This window comes from Methylocystis sp. MJC1 (assembly GCF_026427715.1).
Lineage (GTDB): Bacteria > Pseudomonadota > Alphaproteobacteria > Rhizobiales > Beijerinckiaceae > Methylocystis.
Genome location: NZ_CP107558.1, coordinates 472,047 through 487,355 on the forward strand (window position 1 = coordinate 472,047; position 15,309 = coordinate 487,355).

At 61.9% G+C, this 15,309-nt stretch carries 15 protein-coding genes; 8 read left to right on the forward strand and 7 right to left on the reverse strand.

Going from position 1 to position 15,309, the window contains the following annotated elements:
• Positions 1–70 precede the first annotated feature (70 nt).
• From OGR47_RS02330 to OGR47_RS02345, 4 genes are all read right to left on the reverse strand, one after another.
• Complete coding sequence (locus OGR47_RS02330) at positions 71–2,773, reverse strand: TonB-dependent receptor domain-containing protein (RefSeq protein WP_165052430.1); 2,703 nt, start codon at positions 2,771–2,773, stop codon at positions 71–73.
• Between the two features lie 111 nt (positions 2,774–2,884).
• Positions 2,885–3,838, reverse strand: a complete 954-nt coding sequence (locus OGR47_RS02335) for a FecR family protein (protein ID WP_165052428.1) — start codon at positions 3,836–3,838, stop codon at positions 2,885–2,887.
• Positions 3,839–3,856: 18 nt separating this feature from the next.
• The gene (locus OGR47_RS02340) at positions 3,857–4,351 is read right to left on the reverse strand and encodes an RNA polymerase sigma factor (RefSeq protein ID WP_165052426.1); all 495 of its coding nucleotides are present in this window, start codon (positions 4,349–4,351) and stop codon (positions 3,857–3,859) included.
• 686 nt (positions 4,352–5,037) lie between these two features.
• On the reverse strand, positions 5,038–5,499 hold the full coding sequence (locus tag OGR47_RS02345; protein WP_216697879.1) for a MerR family transcriptional regulator: 462 nt from the start codon (positions 5,497–5,499) through the stop codon (positions 5,038–5,040).
• Between the two features lie 173 nt (positions 5,500–5,672).
• Here OGR47_RS02345 and OGR47_RS02350 point away from each other — a divergent pair, with 173 nt between their 5' ends.
• On the forward strand, positions 5,673–6,173 hold the full coding sequence (locus tag OGR47_RS02350) for a cytochrome P460 family protein (protein WP_165052420.1): 501 nt from the start codon (positions 5,673–5,675) through the stop codon (positions 6,171–6,173).
• A gap of 25 nt (positions 6,174–6,198) precedes the next feature.
• On the opposite strand, the gene OGR47_RS02355 is transcribed toward OGR47_RS02350, so the two are convergent.
• A complete protein-coding gene (locus OGR47_RS02355; RefSeq protein ID WP_165052418.1) occupies positions 6,199–7,167 on the reverse strand; it encodes a beta-ribofuranosylaminobenzene 5'-phosphate synthase family protein in 969 nt (322 codons plus the stop codon).
• Between the two features lie 112 nt (positions 7,168–7,279).
• Here OGR47_RS02355 and OGR47_RS02360 point away from each other — a divergent pair, with 112 nt between their 5' ends.
• The 7 genes from OGR47_RS02360 to OGR47_RS02390 all read left to right on the forward strand — a co-directional run bounded on the left by OGR47_RS02360 (position 7,280) and on the right by OGR47_RS02390 (position 14,004).
• On the forward strand, positions 7,280–7,654 hold the full coding sequence (locus tag OGR47_RS02360) for a 4a-hydroxytetrahydrobiopterin dehydratase (RefSeq protein WP_165052414.1): 375 nt from the start codon (positions 7,280–7,282) through the stop codon (positions 7,652–7,654).
• Positions 7,647–8,507: a dihydropteroate synthase gene (gene folP, locus OGR47_RS02365; protein WP_165052412.1), complete on the forward strand. Its 861-nt coding sequence runs from the start codon at positions 7,647–7,649 to the stop codon at positions 8,505–8,507. Before OGR47_RS02360 ends, folP begins: the two co-directional genes overlap by 8 nt.
• Before the next feature lie 3 nt (positions 8,508–8,510).
• Positions 8,511–8,990, forward strand: a complete 480-nt coding sequence (folK, locus tag OGR47_RS02370) for a 2-amino-4-hydroxy-6-hydroxymethyldihydropteridine diphosphokinase (RefSeq protein WP_165052410.1) — start codon at positions 8,511–8,513, stop codon at positions 8,988–8,990.
• Between the two features lie 564 nt (positions 8,991–9,554).
• A complete protein-coding gene (amoC, locus tag OGR47_RS02375) occupies positions 9,555–10,325 on the forward strand; it encodes a bacterial ammonia monooxygenase, subunit AmoC (protein WP_216697880.1) in 771 nt (256 codons plus the stop codon).
• A gap of 328 nt (positions 10,326–10,653) precedes the next feature.
• On the forward strand, positions 10,654–11,412 hold the full coding sequence (amoA, locus tag OGR47_RS02380; protein WP_165050364.1) for a bacterial ammonia monooxygenase, subunit AmoA: 759 nt from the start codon (positions 10,654–10,656) through the stop codon (positions 11,410–11,412).
• A gap of 121 nt (positions 11,413–11,533) precedes the next feature.
• Complete coding sequence (gene amoB / locus OGR47_RS02385; protein WP_165050362.1) at positions 11,534–12,793, forward strand: bacterial ammonia monooxygenase, subunit AmoB; 1,260 nt, start codon at positions 11,534–11,536, stop codon at positions 12,791–12,793.
• 236 nt (positions 12,794–13,029) lie between these two features.
• Positions 13,030–14,004, forward strand: coding sequence for a sulfite exporter TauE/SafE family protein (locus tag OGR47_RS02390; protein WP_165055727.1), 975 nt, complete (start codon positions 13,030–13,032; stop codon positions 14,002–14,004).
• On the opposite strand, the gene OGR47_RS02395 is transcribed toward OGR47_RS02390, so the two are convergent.
• Both OGR47_RS02395 and OGR47_RS02400 read right to left on the reverse strand, forming a co-directional pair.
• Positions 14,005–14,880, reverse strand: coding sequence for an SDR family oxidoreductase (locus tag OGR47_RS02395; protein ID WP_165055726.1), 876 nt, complete (start codon positions 14,878–14,880; stop codon positions 14,005–14,007).
• 131 nt (positions 14,881–15,011) lie between these two features.
• Positions 15,012–15,305 carry an HdeA family protein gene (locus OGR47_RS02400; RefSeq protein ID WP_165055725.1) on the reverse strand — a complete coding sequence of 98 codons (294 nt, stop codon included), beginning with the start codon at positions 15,303–15,305 and terminating at the stop codon, positions 15,012–15,014.
• Positions 15,306–15,309 lie beyond the last annotated feature (4 nt).

The following is a 15,309-nucleotide window of genomic DNA, read 5'->3' on the forward strand; positions in this document are numbered from 1 at the left end:
GTATGATTTGAATTTGGAGAGAGCCCGGCGCTTGTGCGCCGGGCTCTCTCTCACGAGACGTTCGTAGTGGTCAGAACTTCAAATTCGTCGCCACATAAAATGACCGCCCCATCCCCGGGACGGCGATGCCCCAGGGCGGCGCGATCGGCAAAGGCCCCGACATCGTCGCGCCGGCGCCGATATAGGCTCCGCCGAGCGGCAAATAATAGAACGTATTGAATAGATTATCGATGCCGACATCGACGCGGAGCTTTCCCCATTCATAGCTCGAGCGCAAATTGAACAACGCATAGGCCCCGGTCTTCAATTCGTTCCGGACCTGCTCGATGTTTTTCTTTGCGCCGACGAATTGCCCTTCGATCGCATTCGTCCAGCCGCCCATTTTTTGTTCGAGCGACAGTTTCGCATTGACCGGCATCATTTGGTACAGATTGCCGCCGGTCGTGATGTTCTGGCCATTGACGTAAGCGAGGATGCCTTTCGCCGTGAAGTCGCCGAGCGGCGTGTCTTTCGCCAGCACGGCGCGGCCGGAAAGATCAGCGCCGAAGATGCGGGCGTTTTGATTCACGAACTGAAGAGACGTAAATCCGTAGGTGTTGTACGGGTTGTTCATCGGCGAGGTTCCGCACACCGAGAACGGGCATCTTTGAACGTCGATGTAATTCGAGATGTAGGTGAAATAAGGAGTGAACGTCAGGTTCATGCTCCCGTTGGCGTCATGCCAATCCGCCGTCGCGCTGATCGTGTTGGCGACTTCCGGCTTCAGGTTCAGATTGCCGATATAGAAGTTTCCGTCGCCGAACCACCCGATCATTTCCATCGCCATCAGGCCATTCGACCAAGTGTAGCGTTCGAAGAGATTCGGCGAGCGGCTCTTTAATGAATAACCGAGCGAATAAGTTTGCGTTGCGCTCGGCGTGTAGGTAGCTTGCGCCGTTGCGTTCCAGTTCTGATCGGTGCGGGACCGGTCGGCGAGATTGAAACGGGTGGCGGGGAATATCGGCTTGGCGTCATAGCCGGAGCTATTGTAGCCGTGCACCGGCCCGGCGCTCATGAGGACGGTGTCGCTGCGAAAGCCGAACTGGGTCGTCCATTGTCGGTTCCAGTGCGATTCCAGCTCCGCATAGACGTCGAAACGGTCTCTCTGCCCGTTATTGATGTTTATGAAAGTATCAGGTGCCATGCCGCCCACTGTGAAGCCGCGCGGGAGAACCGCGGGGGACGGCGGCCACCATTCATTGTAGCGGTACTGTTGATATTCTCCGCCGACGCGCAGAATATCCCGGTCCGTCACGTTGATGCTGGCGTTGATTTTCGCGCCCGTATTTTGCGCCTTGGTGTCCATCGGCATGCCGGGCGCAACGACGGTGTTCACGGTTCCATAGAAGAACTGCTTGTCCTCGCCGAAGTCCATGATGTGGCGGACGGTCTGGTGATAGACCTGTGCGTCGAGCAGGCCCCACTCATATTGGCCGTCGTAGCGAAGATTGCCCTGGATGCTGCGGTTTTCCGTCATATCCATGCGCTGGTTGGGGTACCATTGATATGGAATATGCTGGAAGCCGAGATTGAATCGCAGCTGATGGTTTTCGTGCCGCCATGCGAAGCCGATGTCGTGGTTCTGGGTCTGGTAGGCGCTGCCGCCAACCTCATTGCCGGTCAGCCAGGGCGTGTAGGCGCCGAGCCGGGTGATCGGGAAGGTCGACGGAGGCGTCAGAAAGGCCGACCATGCGGGATGGAAATCCGCGGCGGCCTTATAATTCTGCGACTGTGCGTAGGAGCCGTTGTAGGTCACGCTGAAAGTGTCGGTCGCAGCGGTCGCCGAGAGATGACCGCCCAAAGCGTTCCCGTTGCTGCGATAGAAAGCGCCGACTTCGCCCGTGACGAGCACCTGCTGGCCGGGAGCCGCGTATAGGGGCGGCCGCGGATCGACGCGAATGGTTCCGCCGACGCTGTCGCCGCCGACGCTGACTGGGACGACGCCCGGATAGACCTGGATTTTCCCTATATTGGAGGGGTCGATGTAGGAAAGCGGCGGGTTCATGTGGTTGGCGCAAGCGGCCAGAATGGGCATGCCGGCGACGGTGACATGCAAGCGGTCGTCGGCGAGCCCGTCGAGGACCGGCAGGCTGGAGACGCCGCCAGCATTGTAGACAAATGCGCCCGGCACATCGCGAAGCAGACTCGCCGTGTCATTCGTCGTCGCGCTTTGCGCGACGACGTCGTCGATGACCGTCGAGACGCCGGCCGGCTGGCTGATGCTGCGCACCGCCGGCGCGGGCGGATGCGGCGCCGCAACGACCGTCGTCGGACGGGCGGCTGTGGTGCGCGCCCGGCGCGCGGCGCCGATTTCGATCGGGGGCAGGGGGTGCGCGTGTGCGCCACTTGCGTCGCTGCGCCTTCCTGTGTCTGCTTCGGCGAGCACGATAGAAACCGATCGGCCGCCCTGATCGATTTCATATTTCAGTCCCGTGCCGATCAGCAACTCGCGCAATGCGCCGTCGAGCGTGCGTTTGCCGGAGACGCCGGCGGTTCTCAGGTGGCGCGTGAGCGCGGCGTCATAAAGGAGTTGCGCGCCGCTTTCGTCCGCCAGCGAGTTGAGCGCATCGGCGACCGACCCGGCAGGGATCGAATAGGCCTGCGCAGAGACATGCGCTTTAGCCGGCGAACTATCGATGCCGAGGGCGGACGAGCCGGCGAGAAACAGGCCGATTGCCGTTGCCGCCGCCGTGGAGTTTCCTCTGTCGACAATGTGTTTTTTTCTTCCCGCCATTATTGTGGCCTCCTCGTTCTAGCGGTGGGGGCGTTTGCCCACACCCAAGACGCGGAGGATCAGAAAACAGGATAGAAAGAAGCGGAGAATTCATCCCCTGTGATATATTTGTCACGAGTGGAGAAGGATCAGATAATCCGAGAGGCGCGTCGATCTGACGCCCAATCTGTTTTCGATGGCGCGGAGAACGTCGAGCGGTTCATTCATCCGGAAGACGCCGGTCACTCTTCGGTCTCTGATGTCCGAGCCGGCGATGAAGATAAGACCGTGGCGGAAGCGGCCGAGCGCCGTGATGACCTCGCCGAGCGGTTTGTCCTTGAAGATGAGTTTGCCGCGTCGCCAGGAGGTTACGCTCTCCGGGTCCACCTCATATGGGGGAATGGCTGGCAGGCCGGGCCCATAGGCGGTCTGGCGTCCTGGGCTGACGAGGACCGATGATCCCTCGGCCGTCACTTCCACGATGTTTTCTGTCGCGGTGACCTCGATGCGCGCTTTATTGATGGCGACGTCGAAGGCGGTTCCGCGCGCCGTGATGGTCCCGCCGGCGGCCTCGACGGTGAAGGGGCGGCTCGGATCTTTCTCGACTTGGAACCAAGCTTCGCCCCGCATCAATATCACGCGTCGCTGATCGCCGGCGTAGTCCAGCGCCAATGCCGAGGCGGCGTTCATATGCGCGCGAGACCCGTCCGGCAGCGTGACGGTTTTGAGCTCGCCGACATCGGTGCGGAAATCGGCCCGCCGCCAAATCCACAGCTCGTCGAAGAAGAGAAAGAGGCTGGCCGCAGTCGCCATCGCGCCGGCCAGCCAAAATCGCTTTCGCTGGCGTTCGGGAGACCGGGAGGCGACGTAAGCCTGCACCGCGCGCCTGGGCAGCGCTTGCCAGGAGCTCCAGAAATCGCAGGCCTCCTCGAAAGCGGCCTCGTTTCGCGGATCATTGGCGAGCCATGCTCGGAACGCCGCGAGCTCCGAAGGGGACAGGTCGCCGCCATCGATGCGGACCCACCACCGGATGGCCGCGTCTAGGCGTTCCGAAGCGTCGAGATCGTCGGAGTTGTGCTCAGCCATGAGCCGTTTCTAACTTTCCTATTCCAGCGCCTGCTTGAGCTCCTTGAAGGCCGCGCGCAGATGTTTCTCGACCATATTGCGCGATATGCCAAGCCGACGCGCGATCTCCTCCTGATGGAGATTTTCGAACCTGCGCATCATGAAGACTTCCCGGCGCCGGGGCGTCAATGTGTCGAGGGCGTCAAATAGCCGCGTAACCGATTGTTCGGCTTCGAGGCGGGTGACCGGGAGGGCGGTCGGCTCGGCGAGTTCGTCGATGGTCAGGCCGGCCACGAAATATTTGCTTTCCGTTCTCCGGCGTCGCGCCAGATCTTTGGCCAGATTTGCAGCCGTTGCGTGTAGTAGCGACGTCGGGTTGGTCACGTCGCCGTGTTCGGCGTGGCGCAGAACGCGGAGCACGGCTTCCTGCGCAAGATCCGGCGCATCGTCAGCGCCGACTCTGCGAGTGAGGAAGCGTACGAGGTCTCTGGATTGACGCGCAATCTGTTCGCGAAGAGCATTTTGAAAGGACATGGATATGTCCGCAATTCATGCCCGTTGCCCTCGGCCGTCGCCTTTTGTCGAAGCGAGAAGGTGGCGTTTGGGAGGTTCGAGCGGATGTAAGGAGGGCGCCGGCGCAATGACCGACGCCAGACGACAGCGTCGCGTCTTTCGACGATTATTATTCTCTAAATGAATGCAGGCGGCGCGCGTGACGACCACGAACTCGCCCAGCCGCTCGCCGGACGTGGCGGGTCATTGGTGAAGGTTGGAGGCTTTTCGGCCACATCTTCAACCAGGGGAAGGAGGAAGCTCGCGGCCGCGCTCAAACGAGCGATAAAGGCAAAGAGACTGCCGCGTCCGCCAAATTTGCAGCATTGCGCCCAACAGCGACTCTGGTCGCTGTGCGCCGGCGTGTGGCCGTCGTCTTCCGACGCCGTCGTCGAGCATCTCTCGCCGGCGGATTGCGCTGCTGTCGCGGACCCGGAGAAATTCGCGGACGCGTAGCTCAGACTTTGGATGGCAAGCAGACAGGCGACGACGACCGCAAAGAATGCGCCGAACGCAAGATGTCGCCGTGACCGAAGCGGAGCCATGGCGAAACAATTAATTCTCTAAATCCTGACGCGTCAACGATCGCGGCGATGTTTTTCCTCAATTCCGTCATTTTGAATGGCGGCGTGGCGGCGCCGAAACGCTAACGGAGGGAAGCTCCAAAACTAAGGACAATCCGGATCCCAGATAAGCCGGGCAAGATCGGTCGAATCGACCTGACGATCTATGGGGCAAGCGGGGCAGTCTTTTCGGTTTGGCTTGTTCGGGCACTCGAAACATTGCCGAATAAGCGCGTCCGCCTTTTGAAGATCGATCTTTAGAGCGCTGAGCTCGTCGAGGTTTTTATCTATCCACCCCCTTAGTTCGACGAGAAGGGTGACAGCGCCGGCTGCGGCTTGTGCGCCGCTAACGCAGCGCTCGCGAGTCCGGGCCAGCCGCTCTATGTCGCCGAGCTCTCTCCCCAGATGCGCTAGCCGTAATGCGATCTTGAGGCGCTTCGCATCCTTCTCACGGTACAAGCGGGTGCCGCCCGGCGTGCGCTCCGGCGCGATTACACCCAGCTCCTCATAAAGCCGAATCGTTCTGGGCGTTGTGTTCAATCGCTCCGCCAGCTCGCCGATTTTCATGACGTCGCGTTGGTTGCGAGGGGGGAGGCGCACAGCCATATTGCCAGCTTTCTTACCGTAAGGTTAGATTGTGTTGCAAGATTGAGAGCTATAGGCCCATTCTCATGGGCCTGACGTCTCAAAAGGCTTGTTTTCGGTTTTTCGAACGAGACCCCATTCCAGGAGCTAACCCTATGAAAAAATGTCTACTGCCGCTCATCCCGATCTTTGCGCTCGCTTCGGCTTCTCGTGGGGCGGAGACCGCAAATGCTCCGGGTCGCGACGGTATTTCCATGCCGTCAGATTATAAGAACTTCCGCGTAGTCGGCGTGTCACAACGCTCGGATGATCAAAGCCTGCGGGTAATCCTCGGTAATGACATCGCTGTCGAGGCGGCGCGGGCAGGAAGGACGAACCCTTGGCCGAACGGGGCTATCCTGGCCAAGTTGGTGTGGAAGCAGAAGCAAAGCGCTCAGTTCCCCGCGGCGACCGTCCCCGACGCCTTCAGCAGCGCCGCATTCATGATCAAGGATGATTTGAAATTTGCAGCCACCGCAGGCTGGGGTTGGGGCGAATGGGTTGGTTTGCAGCAAAAGCCGTACGACAAGCCAGGATTCGCCCAAGAATGCGTAGCGTGCCATTCATCGGTCAAAGATCAGGATTGGGTTTTCACGCGGCCAGGACAACTTCCTTAATCTGCGGGAGCCTGCGGCTCGAGCGTTAGGCGAGGTCAGCATAAACCGCGTCGATCTTCGCCCCGCGATTGAGTCCCTTATGGACGGAGATCGCTAGCCCCGCGGCGCGCGCTTCCGCCTCGACCCGCGTGACAATCGCCTGCGCTACCGCTTCGCTCTCGACAAAGGCGAAGCCCGTCGGCCCCCATGAGGTCTGGCCGCCGCCGGTCGCGCCTTCGCGCGTCAGTCGTTCGACCGCCGCCTCCACCTTGGGGCTGGTGAAGCGCCTGCCCCCCTGCTTGGGCGCGAAGTAATCGCCGACGATCTCCTGTATCCGCGCCACGGCGGCGCCGAAGGACGCCAAGTCTCGCTCGGCCAGCGCCGGCAGCGCCTGCATCAGCACGAGGCGGCACAGTTCGCCGCTCTCCGCCGCGCTGGACGGCGGCAGCGCCACAAAGGCTTCGCGCTCGTCCGGGCCATGCAGGCCCACGCAAGTCGGGTCACAAATGAGCAGCACGCGCCACTCCTCAGGAAACGCGCTCCTGGCGATGACCGGCGGCGTCAGCGTGCCCGGCCCGCGTCCGCCATCGACCACGACGCCGCCCGTCACAAATAGCCCCGCGCCCAGCCCCGAGCGGGCGCCGCGCGACATCAGCGCGGCGTCGGCGACCGAATCACTCGGTAAATCCTCCAGCCGGCGCAGGGCGGCCGCGATCGATAAAGCTAATTGGGTGCCGGAGCCGAACCCCGAATGCGCAGGAATCGCCTCGTGGATCGTCAACGCATGGGCGGCGCCCGGCGCCAGCGCCGCCTGCGCCCGCGCGAGCAGCTGCGCGCCCCGCGCGCTTTCCGGCCCCTCGGCGTCATTCTGCGCGGCGCGGGCGAGGGTGAGCCGAGTGGCGGGCGCGTCCAGCGACAGGCCGAGCCCCCCAAATTTGCGCCCGAGCCCGCCGTTCATATCGAGAAAACCGAGATGCAGCCGGGCTGTCGCCTCGACGCTCACTTTGGGCGCCATGTCGTTCCTTGTGTCGATCGAACAAGACTTCACGCTCGTTTAGGCTATATCTCGCTAAGACGAAAGAAGTTGCGCCGCCGCAAAACACGATCGGCAGCAAAGGGGAGCCGGCATGAGCAAGGAAGAACGGGCGCTGCCCGAGAGCGAGATCGTCGAGCGTCTTGGCAGGGAGCTGCCGCACTGGCGCTTCGAAAACGGCTGGATTCGCCGCAAATACAAGACCCACAGCTGGAAGGGCACGCTGATGGCGATCAACACGATCGGCCATCTCGCCGAGGCCGCCTGGCACCACCCCGATATTGCCGCCTCCTACGCCTGGGTCGAGGTCAAGCTGATGACCCATACCGCCAAGGGCGTGACGGACAAGGACTTCGCGCTGGCAAAAAAGATCGAGGAGGTCGTCTGTTGGCGGCCGGGCCCGGAGGGCGGCCCGCTCGAAGGCACGCCTGAGACCGACCAGCGCTTCGCCTACATCAAATATGACTGAAGCCCTTTCGTTCGACCGTGCGGCGATCGCCGCCGCCCGGGACCGCTTTTTCGCGCCCATCGGCCAACGGCCGGTCATCATGGGCATCGTCAACGTCACGCCTGATTCCTTCTCCGACGGCGGGCTTTTCGCCTCGCGGGAAGCGGCGCTCGCGCAAGCGAAAAGGCTCGCGGCGGAGGGCGCGGACATCGTCGACGTCGGTGCCGAATCGACCCGTCCCGGCCACACGCCCGTGCCCGCCGAAGAGGAATGGGCGCGTCTTGAGCCGCTGCTCGCCGCTCTGGTGCGGGAGGCGGGGGTTCCGGTCTCGATCGACACCTATAAGGCCGCCACCGCCCGCCGGGCGCTGTCGGTCGGCGTCGCGGTCGTCAATGACATTTGGGGGTTGCAGCGCGACCCGGAAATGGCGCTGGCGATCGCCGAGGCCGGAGCAGGCGCCGTGCTCATGCACAATCGCGAAGCGATTGAGCCCGAGATAGACATCGTCTCGGATATGCTGCGCTTTTTCGAGCGGTCGATCGACATTGCCCGGCGCGCGGGCGTCTCCGAGGGTCATATCGCGCTCGATCCGGGCATCGGCTTCGGCAAGAGCCGGCAGCAGAACTATGCCGCCCTGCGCGCCGCGCCGGAGCTTCTCAGGCTTGGATTTCCCTTGTTGATCGGCGTCTCTCGCAAATCCATCTTCAAGGACCTGCCCGACGGCCGGGTCGAGGGGCGCCTTGTCGGCACGCTCGCCGCCAATCTGATGGCGGCGGTCGACGGCGCGCAGATTTTTCGGGTGCACGACGTGGCCGAACACCGCGCAGCTTTCGAGGTTTTTTCCACTTTATGCGCCGCGCCGGCGAAGGGGTGAAGAATGAGAGTGGGGTTTGGGCTGGGAAGTAATATCGGAGACAAGCCGGGCAATATTCGTAAGGCGCTGGATTTATTGGAGGCGCGTGACATCGCGCGGATGACGGCGGTCTCGCGCGTTTATCGCACGCCGCCGTGGGGCGTCACCGACCAAGGGGATTTCGCCAACGCCTGCGCCATCGGCGAGACGGCTTTGTCGCCCTACGAGCTTCTGGCCGCGGTCAAGAAGATCGAGGCTGATATGGGGCGTGAGCCCAGCCGCCGGTGGGGGCCGAGGCTGATTGACGTCGACATCCTATTCCTGGGCGACCACACGCTCGACGATCCCGAATTGACTTTGCCACACAAAGAGTTATTCGGCCGCGGCTTCGTGCTGACGCCGCTGGTGGAGATCGCGCCCGATCTCGTCCTCGATGGCGTCCCGATTGCGGAAGCGTTGCGGAAGGTCGATTCCGAGGGAGTCAGGCCTTGGAGCGAGGGCTGAACAGCCTACCCTCGATGGTTGGTGTTACTGCATCGCAGCATGAGTGCCCCGCAAGAGCGTCAAAAAGTGACACAGAATGGCGTAACGCTCTGATTTACGTTGGATATTGCAGTGTCTCAGAAAAATCCGCCAAACGCTCGGAATGGAGGCATAGGGTAGGAAAACACCCATCCACTGGGGTTGTTTAGACTATTCGATAGACAGTTGAATGCTATCCCATGGGGTATTGTCATTATGTTGGTGAGAGGGAATGGTTGGGCCACGCTAAACGGGGTCTGTTGGCTTGGCTCGGGAGGGCCGGTTTGGGGCACTGTTTAGGCGGCGACGTCGGTGTTCGTCCGATAACAACAAGGCGGCCTTATTGGATGTTCGATCTTTTGGGGGGAAATTCTCAAAGGTCGGGGTCTGAGAGCTGCTTCAAGAAAGGGCGGGACGGTCTTGGGCTCCGTTAACAGCGGGTCCGACCTCACGTTAATCAAACGAGGACGAAGCGGCTCCGTTCCGGGAGGCGGAGCTTTTTTACCGGTCACGCGCATCCCTGGGAGCACATAGGAGGAGTTAAATATGAGCTCGACGACTAGCACGGCTGCCGGCGCAGCTGCTGAAGTAGAGTCCGTAGTCGATCTGCGCGGCATGTGGATCGGCCTTGCGGTTCTGAATGTTTTCTATCTGATCGTCCGCATTTACGAGCAGGTTTTCGGCTGGCGCGCCGGCCTGGATTCGTTCGCTCCGGAATTCCAGACCTACTGGATGTCGATCCTTTGGACCGAAATTCCGCTGGAGCTCGTCTCCGGTCTGGCGCTCGCCGGCTTCCTGTGGAAGACCCGCGACCGTAACGTCGACGCCGTCTCGCCGCGCGAAGAGATGCGCCGCCTGGTGGTTCTCGTTCAGTGGCTGGTCGTTTACGGCATCGCCATCTACTGGGGCGCCTCGTTCTTCACCGAGCAGGACGGCACCTGGCACATGACGGTTATCCGTGACACGGACTTCACGCCGTCGCACATCATCGAGTTCTACATGAGCTACCCGATCTATTCGGTGATCGCGGTTGGCGCGTTCTTCTATGCGAAGACCCGCATTCCGTATTTTGCTCATGGCTACTCGCTGGCGTTCCTGATCGTCGCCATCGGCCCGTTCATGATCATCCCGAACGTCGGCCTGAATGAATGGGGCCACACCTTCTGGTTCATGGAAGAGCTGTTCGTTGCTCCGCTGCACTGGGGCTTCGTGTTCTTCGGCTGGATGGCGCTCGGCGTGTTCGGCGTCGTGCTGCAGATCCTCGGCCGCATCCATGCGCTGGTCGGCAAGGAAGGCGTCGCCCTCCTCACCGAGTAAGATGTGACGACCCGCTCGCGCCCTTAAAGGGCGCGGGCGGAGAGTTCGGGCGCGGGGCTTTTCTTTAGACAAGAGAACGAGCGTTATCTGGCCGCCATTGGCGACTGGGGTGGTTCTTCTCGGGTCGTGGTCAGGGGTTCCTCTGGGAGTTTCCTGGCTGAAAAGGAAGGCTTCGCTCAGGCGGCGCGCGAGCGCGGCCCAAAGGAAATGCCGGGCGGGGCCCTAGAGGCGATCGTCCGGGCGCGGTCCGGGGGCGCGACGCTTCCGGTCTGCGGCAAAAAGAAACTCGGGGCCTTAAGGCGCTCGAGAAACACCAAGGAGAAGAGTGATGTCACAATCGAAAAGCGGGGGGGCGGTCGGTCCGTTCAACTCCGTCGCCGAGGCGGCGGGTTGCGTCGCGACGACGGACTGGATGCTTCTGGTTCTGCTGTTCTTTGCGGTCCTGGGCGGCTATCACGTCCACTTCATGCTGACGGCGGGCGACTGGGACTTCTGGGTTGACTGGAAGGATCGTCGTATGTGGCCGACGGTTATCCCGATCCTCGGCGTGACCTTCTGCGCGGCTTCGCAGGCTTTCTGGTGGGTCAACTTCCGTCTTCCGTTCGGCGCCGTTTTCGCGGCTCTGGGCCTTCTGATCGGCGAGTGGATCAACCGCTACGTCAACTTCTGGGGCTGGACCTACTTCCCGATCAGCCTCGTGTTCCCGTCTGCTCTGATCGTTCCGGCGATCTGGCTCGACGTGATCCTGCTCCTGTCGGGCTCCTATGTGATCACGGCGGTTGTCGGCTCGCTGGGCTGGGGTCTGCTGTTCTACCCGAACAACTGGCCGGCCATCGCCGCCTTCCACCAGGCGACCGAGCAGCATGGTCAGCTGATGACGCTGGCCGATCTGATCGGCTTCCACTTCGTCCGCACCTCGATGCCGGAATACATCCGTATGGTCGAGCGCGGCACGCTGCGCACCTTCGGTAAGGACGTTGTGCCGGTTGCGGCGTTCTTCTCGGGCTTCGTCTCGATGATGGTGTACTTCCTGTGGTGGTTCATGGGTCGCTGGTATTCCACGACCAAGCGGATCGAGCAGATCTAATCGCCAAAAAAAGATGCGGTGGATTTTGGTTGGATCATCGGTTTGGCCTGATCTGTCGCGGATGAAAAAATCGGCTGGCGCGCGAGGCGCCGGCCGGGAGAAGAACCTGGGAGGTTTGTTCATGAAAAAGCTAGTCAAGCTCGCCGCCTTCGGCGCGGCGGCTGCTGTGGCGGCGACGCTCGGAGCGGTCGCTCCGGCCTCGGCGCACGGCGAGAAGTCCCAGCAGGCGTTCCTTCGTATGCGCACGCTGAACTGGTATGACGTTCAGTGGTCGAAGACGACGGTCAACGTCAACGAGGACATGGTCCTGTCCGGCAAGGTTCACGTCTTCTCGGCGTGGCCGCAGGCGGTCGCCAATCCGAAGGTGTCGTTCCTGAACGCCGGCGAGCCCGGCCCGGTTCTGGTCCGCACGGCTCAGTTCATCGGCGAGCAGTTCGCTCCTCGCTCGGTGTCTCTGGAGGTCGGCAAGGACTACGCCTTCTCGCTCAACCTGCGCGGTCGTCGCGCCGGTCGTTGGCACGTTCACGCTCAGATCAACGTCGAAGGCGGCGGCCCGATCATCGGACCCGGCCAGTGGATCGAGATCAAGGGCGACATGAAGGACTTCACCGATCCGGTGACGCTCCTCGACGGCTCGACGGTCGACCTCGAGAACTACGGCATCAGCCGCGTTTACGCGTGGCATCTGCCGTGGCTGGCGGTTGGCGCCGCCTGGATCCTGTTCTGGTTCATCCGGAAGGGCATCATCGCCTCGTATCTCCGTGTTGCTGAAGGCCGTCCTGACGACGTCATCGGCGATGACGACCGCCGCATTGGCGCGATCGTTCTCGCTCTGACGATCCTGGCGACGATTGTCGGCTATGCGGTGACGAACTCGACCTTCCCGCGCACGATCCCGCTTCAGGCCGGCTTGCAGAAGCCGCTGACGCCGATCGAGACGGAAGGCACCGTGGGCGTGGGCAAGGAGCAGGTGACGACCGAGCTGAACGGCGGCGTCTACAAGGTTCCGGGCCGCGAGCTGACGATCAACGTGAAGGTCAAGAACGGCACGTCGCAGCCGGTTCGCCTCGGCGAATATACGGCGGCTGGCCTGCGCTTCCTGAACCCGACCGTGTTCACGCAGAAGCCTGACTTCCCGGATTACCTGCTTGCTGACCGTGGTCTGTCGAACGACGACGTGATTGCGCCCGGCGAGTCCAAGGAAATCGTCGTGAAGATCCAGGACGCGCGTTGGGACATCGAGCGTCTTTCGGACCTCGCCTACGACACGGACAGCCAGGTCGGCGGTCTGCTGTTCTTCTTCACGCCGGACGGCAAGCGCTTTGCGGCTGAAATCGGCGGCCCGGTTATTCCGAAGTTCGTCGCCGGCGACATGCCCTAAGCGAAACTCGATAGCCTAAAATAATGCGCCGGCCGGACGAAAGTCCGGCCGGTCGCTTTTTGGGTAGGGCGCAGCGCCAGAAAGCGAAAAGACGCAGCAAGCGCCGGCGCTTGTTTGCGCAAGGAGCAACCTTTAGATAAGGCGCACGGGCGCATTCGCGGCGGCCGCTCGGCCGCGACGGAGCGGCGAGCTTCCTTGACCGCAATTGACGGCGCCATGCGAGGAGCCGCGCGGACGTGTCAAATCTTTCGCCTTTATTCGACGCCAGCGCAGGCAACGCCTGGGTATTCATCCCAACAGCCATTCTGCTCGGCGCCTTGCACGGGCTGGAGCCGGGTCATTCAAAGACGATGATGGCGGCGTTTATCGTCGCCGTGCGCGGCACAGTCGGCCAGGCGGCGCTTCTCGGACTTGCCGCAACCATCTCCCATTCAGCAATCGTTTGGCTCGTCGCTTTGATCGGGATGTCCCTCGGGGCTCAGATAAATGTCGAGGCCAACGAGCCCTATCTGCAGATCGTCTCGGGCTTGATGATCCTGACCGTAGCCATCTGGATGACATGGCGCATGTCGCGGAACAGCGCCTCGCCAGCGCCGGCCCATGTCCATGGCGATCACGGACATGACGATCACGCACATCGCGATCACGAACATGCCGATCACGGACATGGTCACGGCCACGGCGATCACCATCATTCCCACGATCAAGCCCATCACGCCCACAGTCATAGCGGCGATCATCACCACCATCCGCACGGCGAGGGAGCCGCCCTAGCGGCGCGCATGGACGAGGAGACGTTCGAAAGCGAGTTGCTCTCCGTCGACCCTACGGTTTACGCCGACGCCCATGAGCGGGAGCATGCGCTCGAAATAGAGCGCCGCTTCGCCAATCGCAAGGCGACCAAGGGACAGATCATCCTTTTCGGGCTTACCGGCGGGCTCGTCCCCTGTCCGGCCTCGATCACCGTGCTTCTGCTCTGTTTGCAGGCTGGCCGCTTCGCCCTTGGCGCGACTCTGGTGCTGTCTTTCAGCATCGGCCTGGCGCTCACGCTCGTATTGGTTGGCGTCGCCGCGGCGCTCGGGGTGCGCCATGCTGTTTCGCGCTTTCCGGCGTTCGAGGCGCTTGCGGCTCGCGCACCCTATCTGTCGAGTGGCGTCGTGGCCCTCGTCGGCCTTTATACGATCGCGATGGGCGCGAAGGGATTGGCCTGACTATTTGCCAGCATGGAAGGCAGATTTCTGGACATGGGGGCTGATCGGCTCGTCCAGGAAAAAATCCAGCACCGCCTCATAGGCGGGATCGACCGCGTAAGACGAGAAGTCCGTCACGCCTTCCTCGGCCAGCACGCGGACGTCGATGAAGAAGTTCCCCGTGCATGCGCGCGCCGACCGGGTGAGCACGGCATGCGCCGCATCCGCGACAATCTCGGGCTTACGGGAGCGTCGGATGATCTCCTCGCCGCCCAAAAGGTTGCCGACGGCGGCGGTGGCGATCGCGGTCTCGGGCCAAAGCGAATTCACCGCGACGCCATCGCGCGCAAGCTCCTTCGCGAGGCCGAGCGTGACGAGGCTCATGCCATATTTCGCCATTGTGTAGGCGAGGTTGGGCGCGAACCATTTTGGGTTCAGATCGAGCGGCGGCGAGAGAGTCAGTATGTGCGGGTTTTCGGCCTTGCGCAGATGCGGCAGCGCCACTTTGGCGCAAAGATACGCGCCTCTCGCATTGATCTGGTGCATCAGATCGAAGCGTTTCATGTCGAGGAGGTCCATGCCCCGCAGGTCGATGGCGCTGGCGTTGTTGATCAGAATGTCGAGGCCGCCAAAGGTCTCAATCGTTTTGGCGATGGCGGCCGCGACCTGATCGTCGAAACGTATGTCGCAGGGCAGGGGCAGAGCCTTGCCCCCTTCCGCCTCGATTTCAGCGGCGGCCGTGTAGATCGTGCCGGGAATTTTCGGGTTTTCGGCCACGCTTTTCGCAGCGATCGCGATATTGGCGCCGTCGCGGGCCGCCTTTTTGGCGATCGCGAGACCGATGCCGCGGCTGGCCCCCGTGATGAAAAGCGTCTTGCCCCGAAGCGATGCCTTCATCCCGATAAATCCCCGAAATACTGAGCACTACCAAATAGCCTAAACCGGATGAACGGCAAGCGGCGGCCAAGGCGTGGGAGCCACCCTCGGCCGCTGCGAAAAGGCCCGGCCGACGGCCGGGCCGTAGGGACTCAACGGGCGTTCTTCAGAACCGCGTCCATCAGCGAAGATTTCGGGAGTTTCTTGCAGTAGCGCGAAATCTTGTCGGTATTACGCTTGACGTAGCGCGAGTCGATGACGGTGATATTATTCTTCGCGCTGAAGTAACCCCGCATCCAGTTTCCGATGAAGTCCTGGGTTTCCGCGTCGTAGCCATGGAAATCCTTGCAAGTGATTTCCGACATGTCGATCGTAACCTGAGCAGAGGCCGGCGCGACGAAAGCGAAGGCGCTGGCGGCGCCAGCAAGAATGAGCTTGCGGATCATTTGT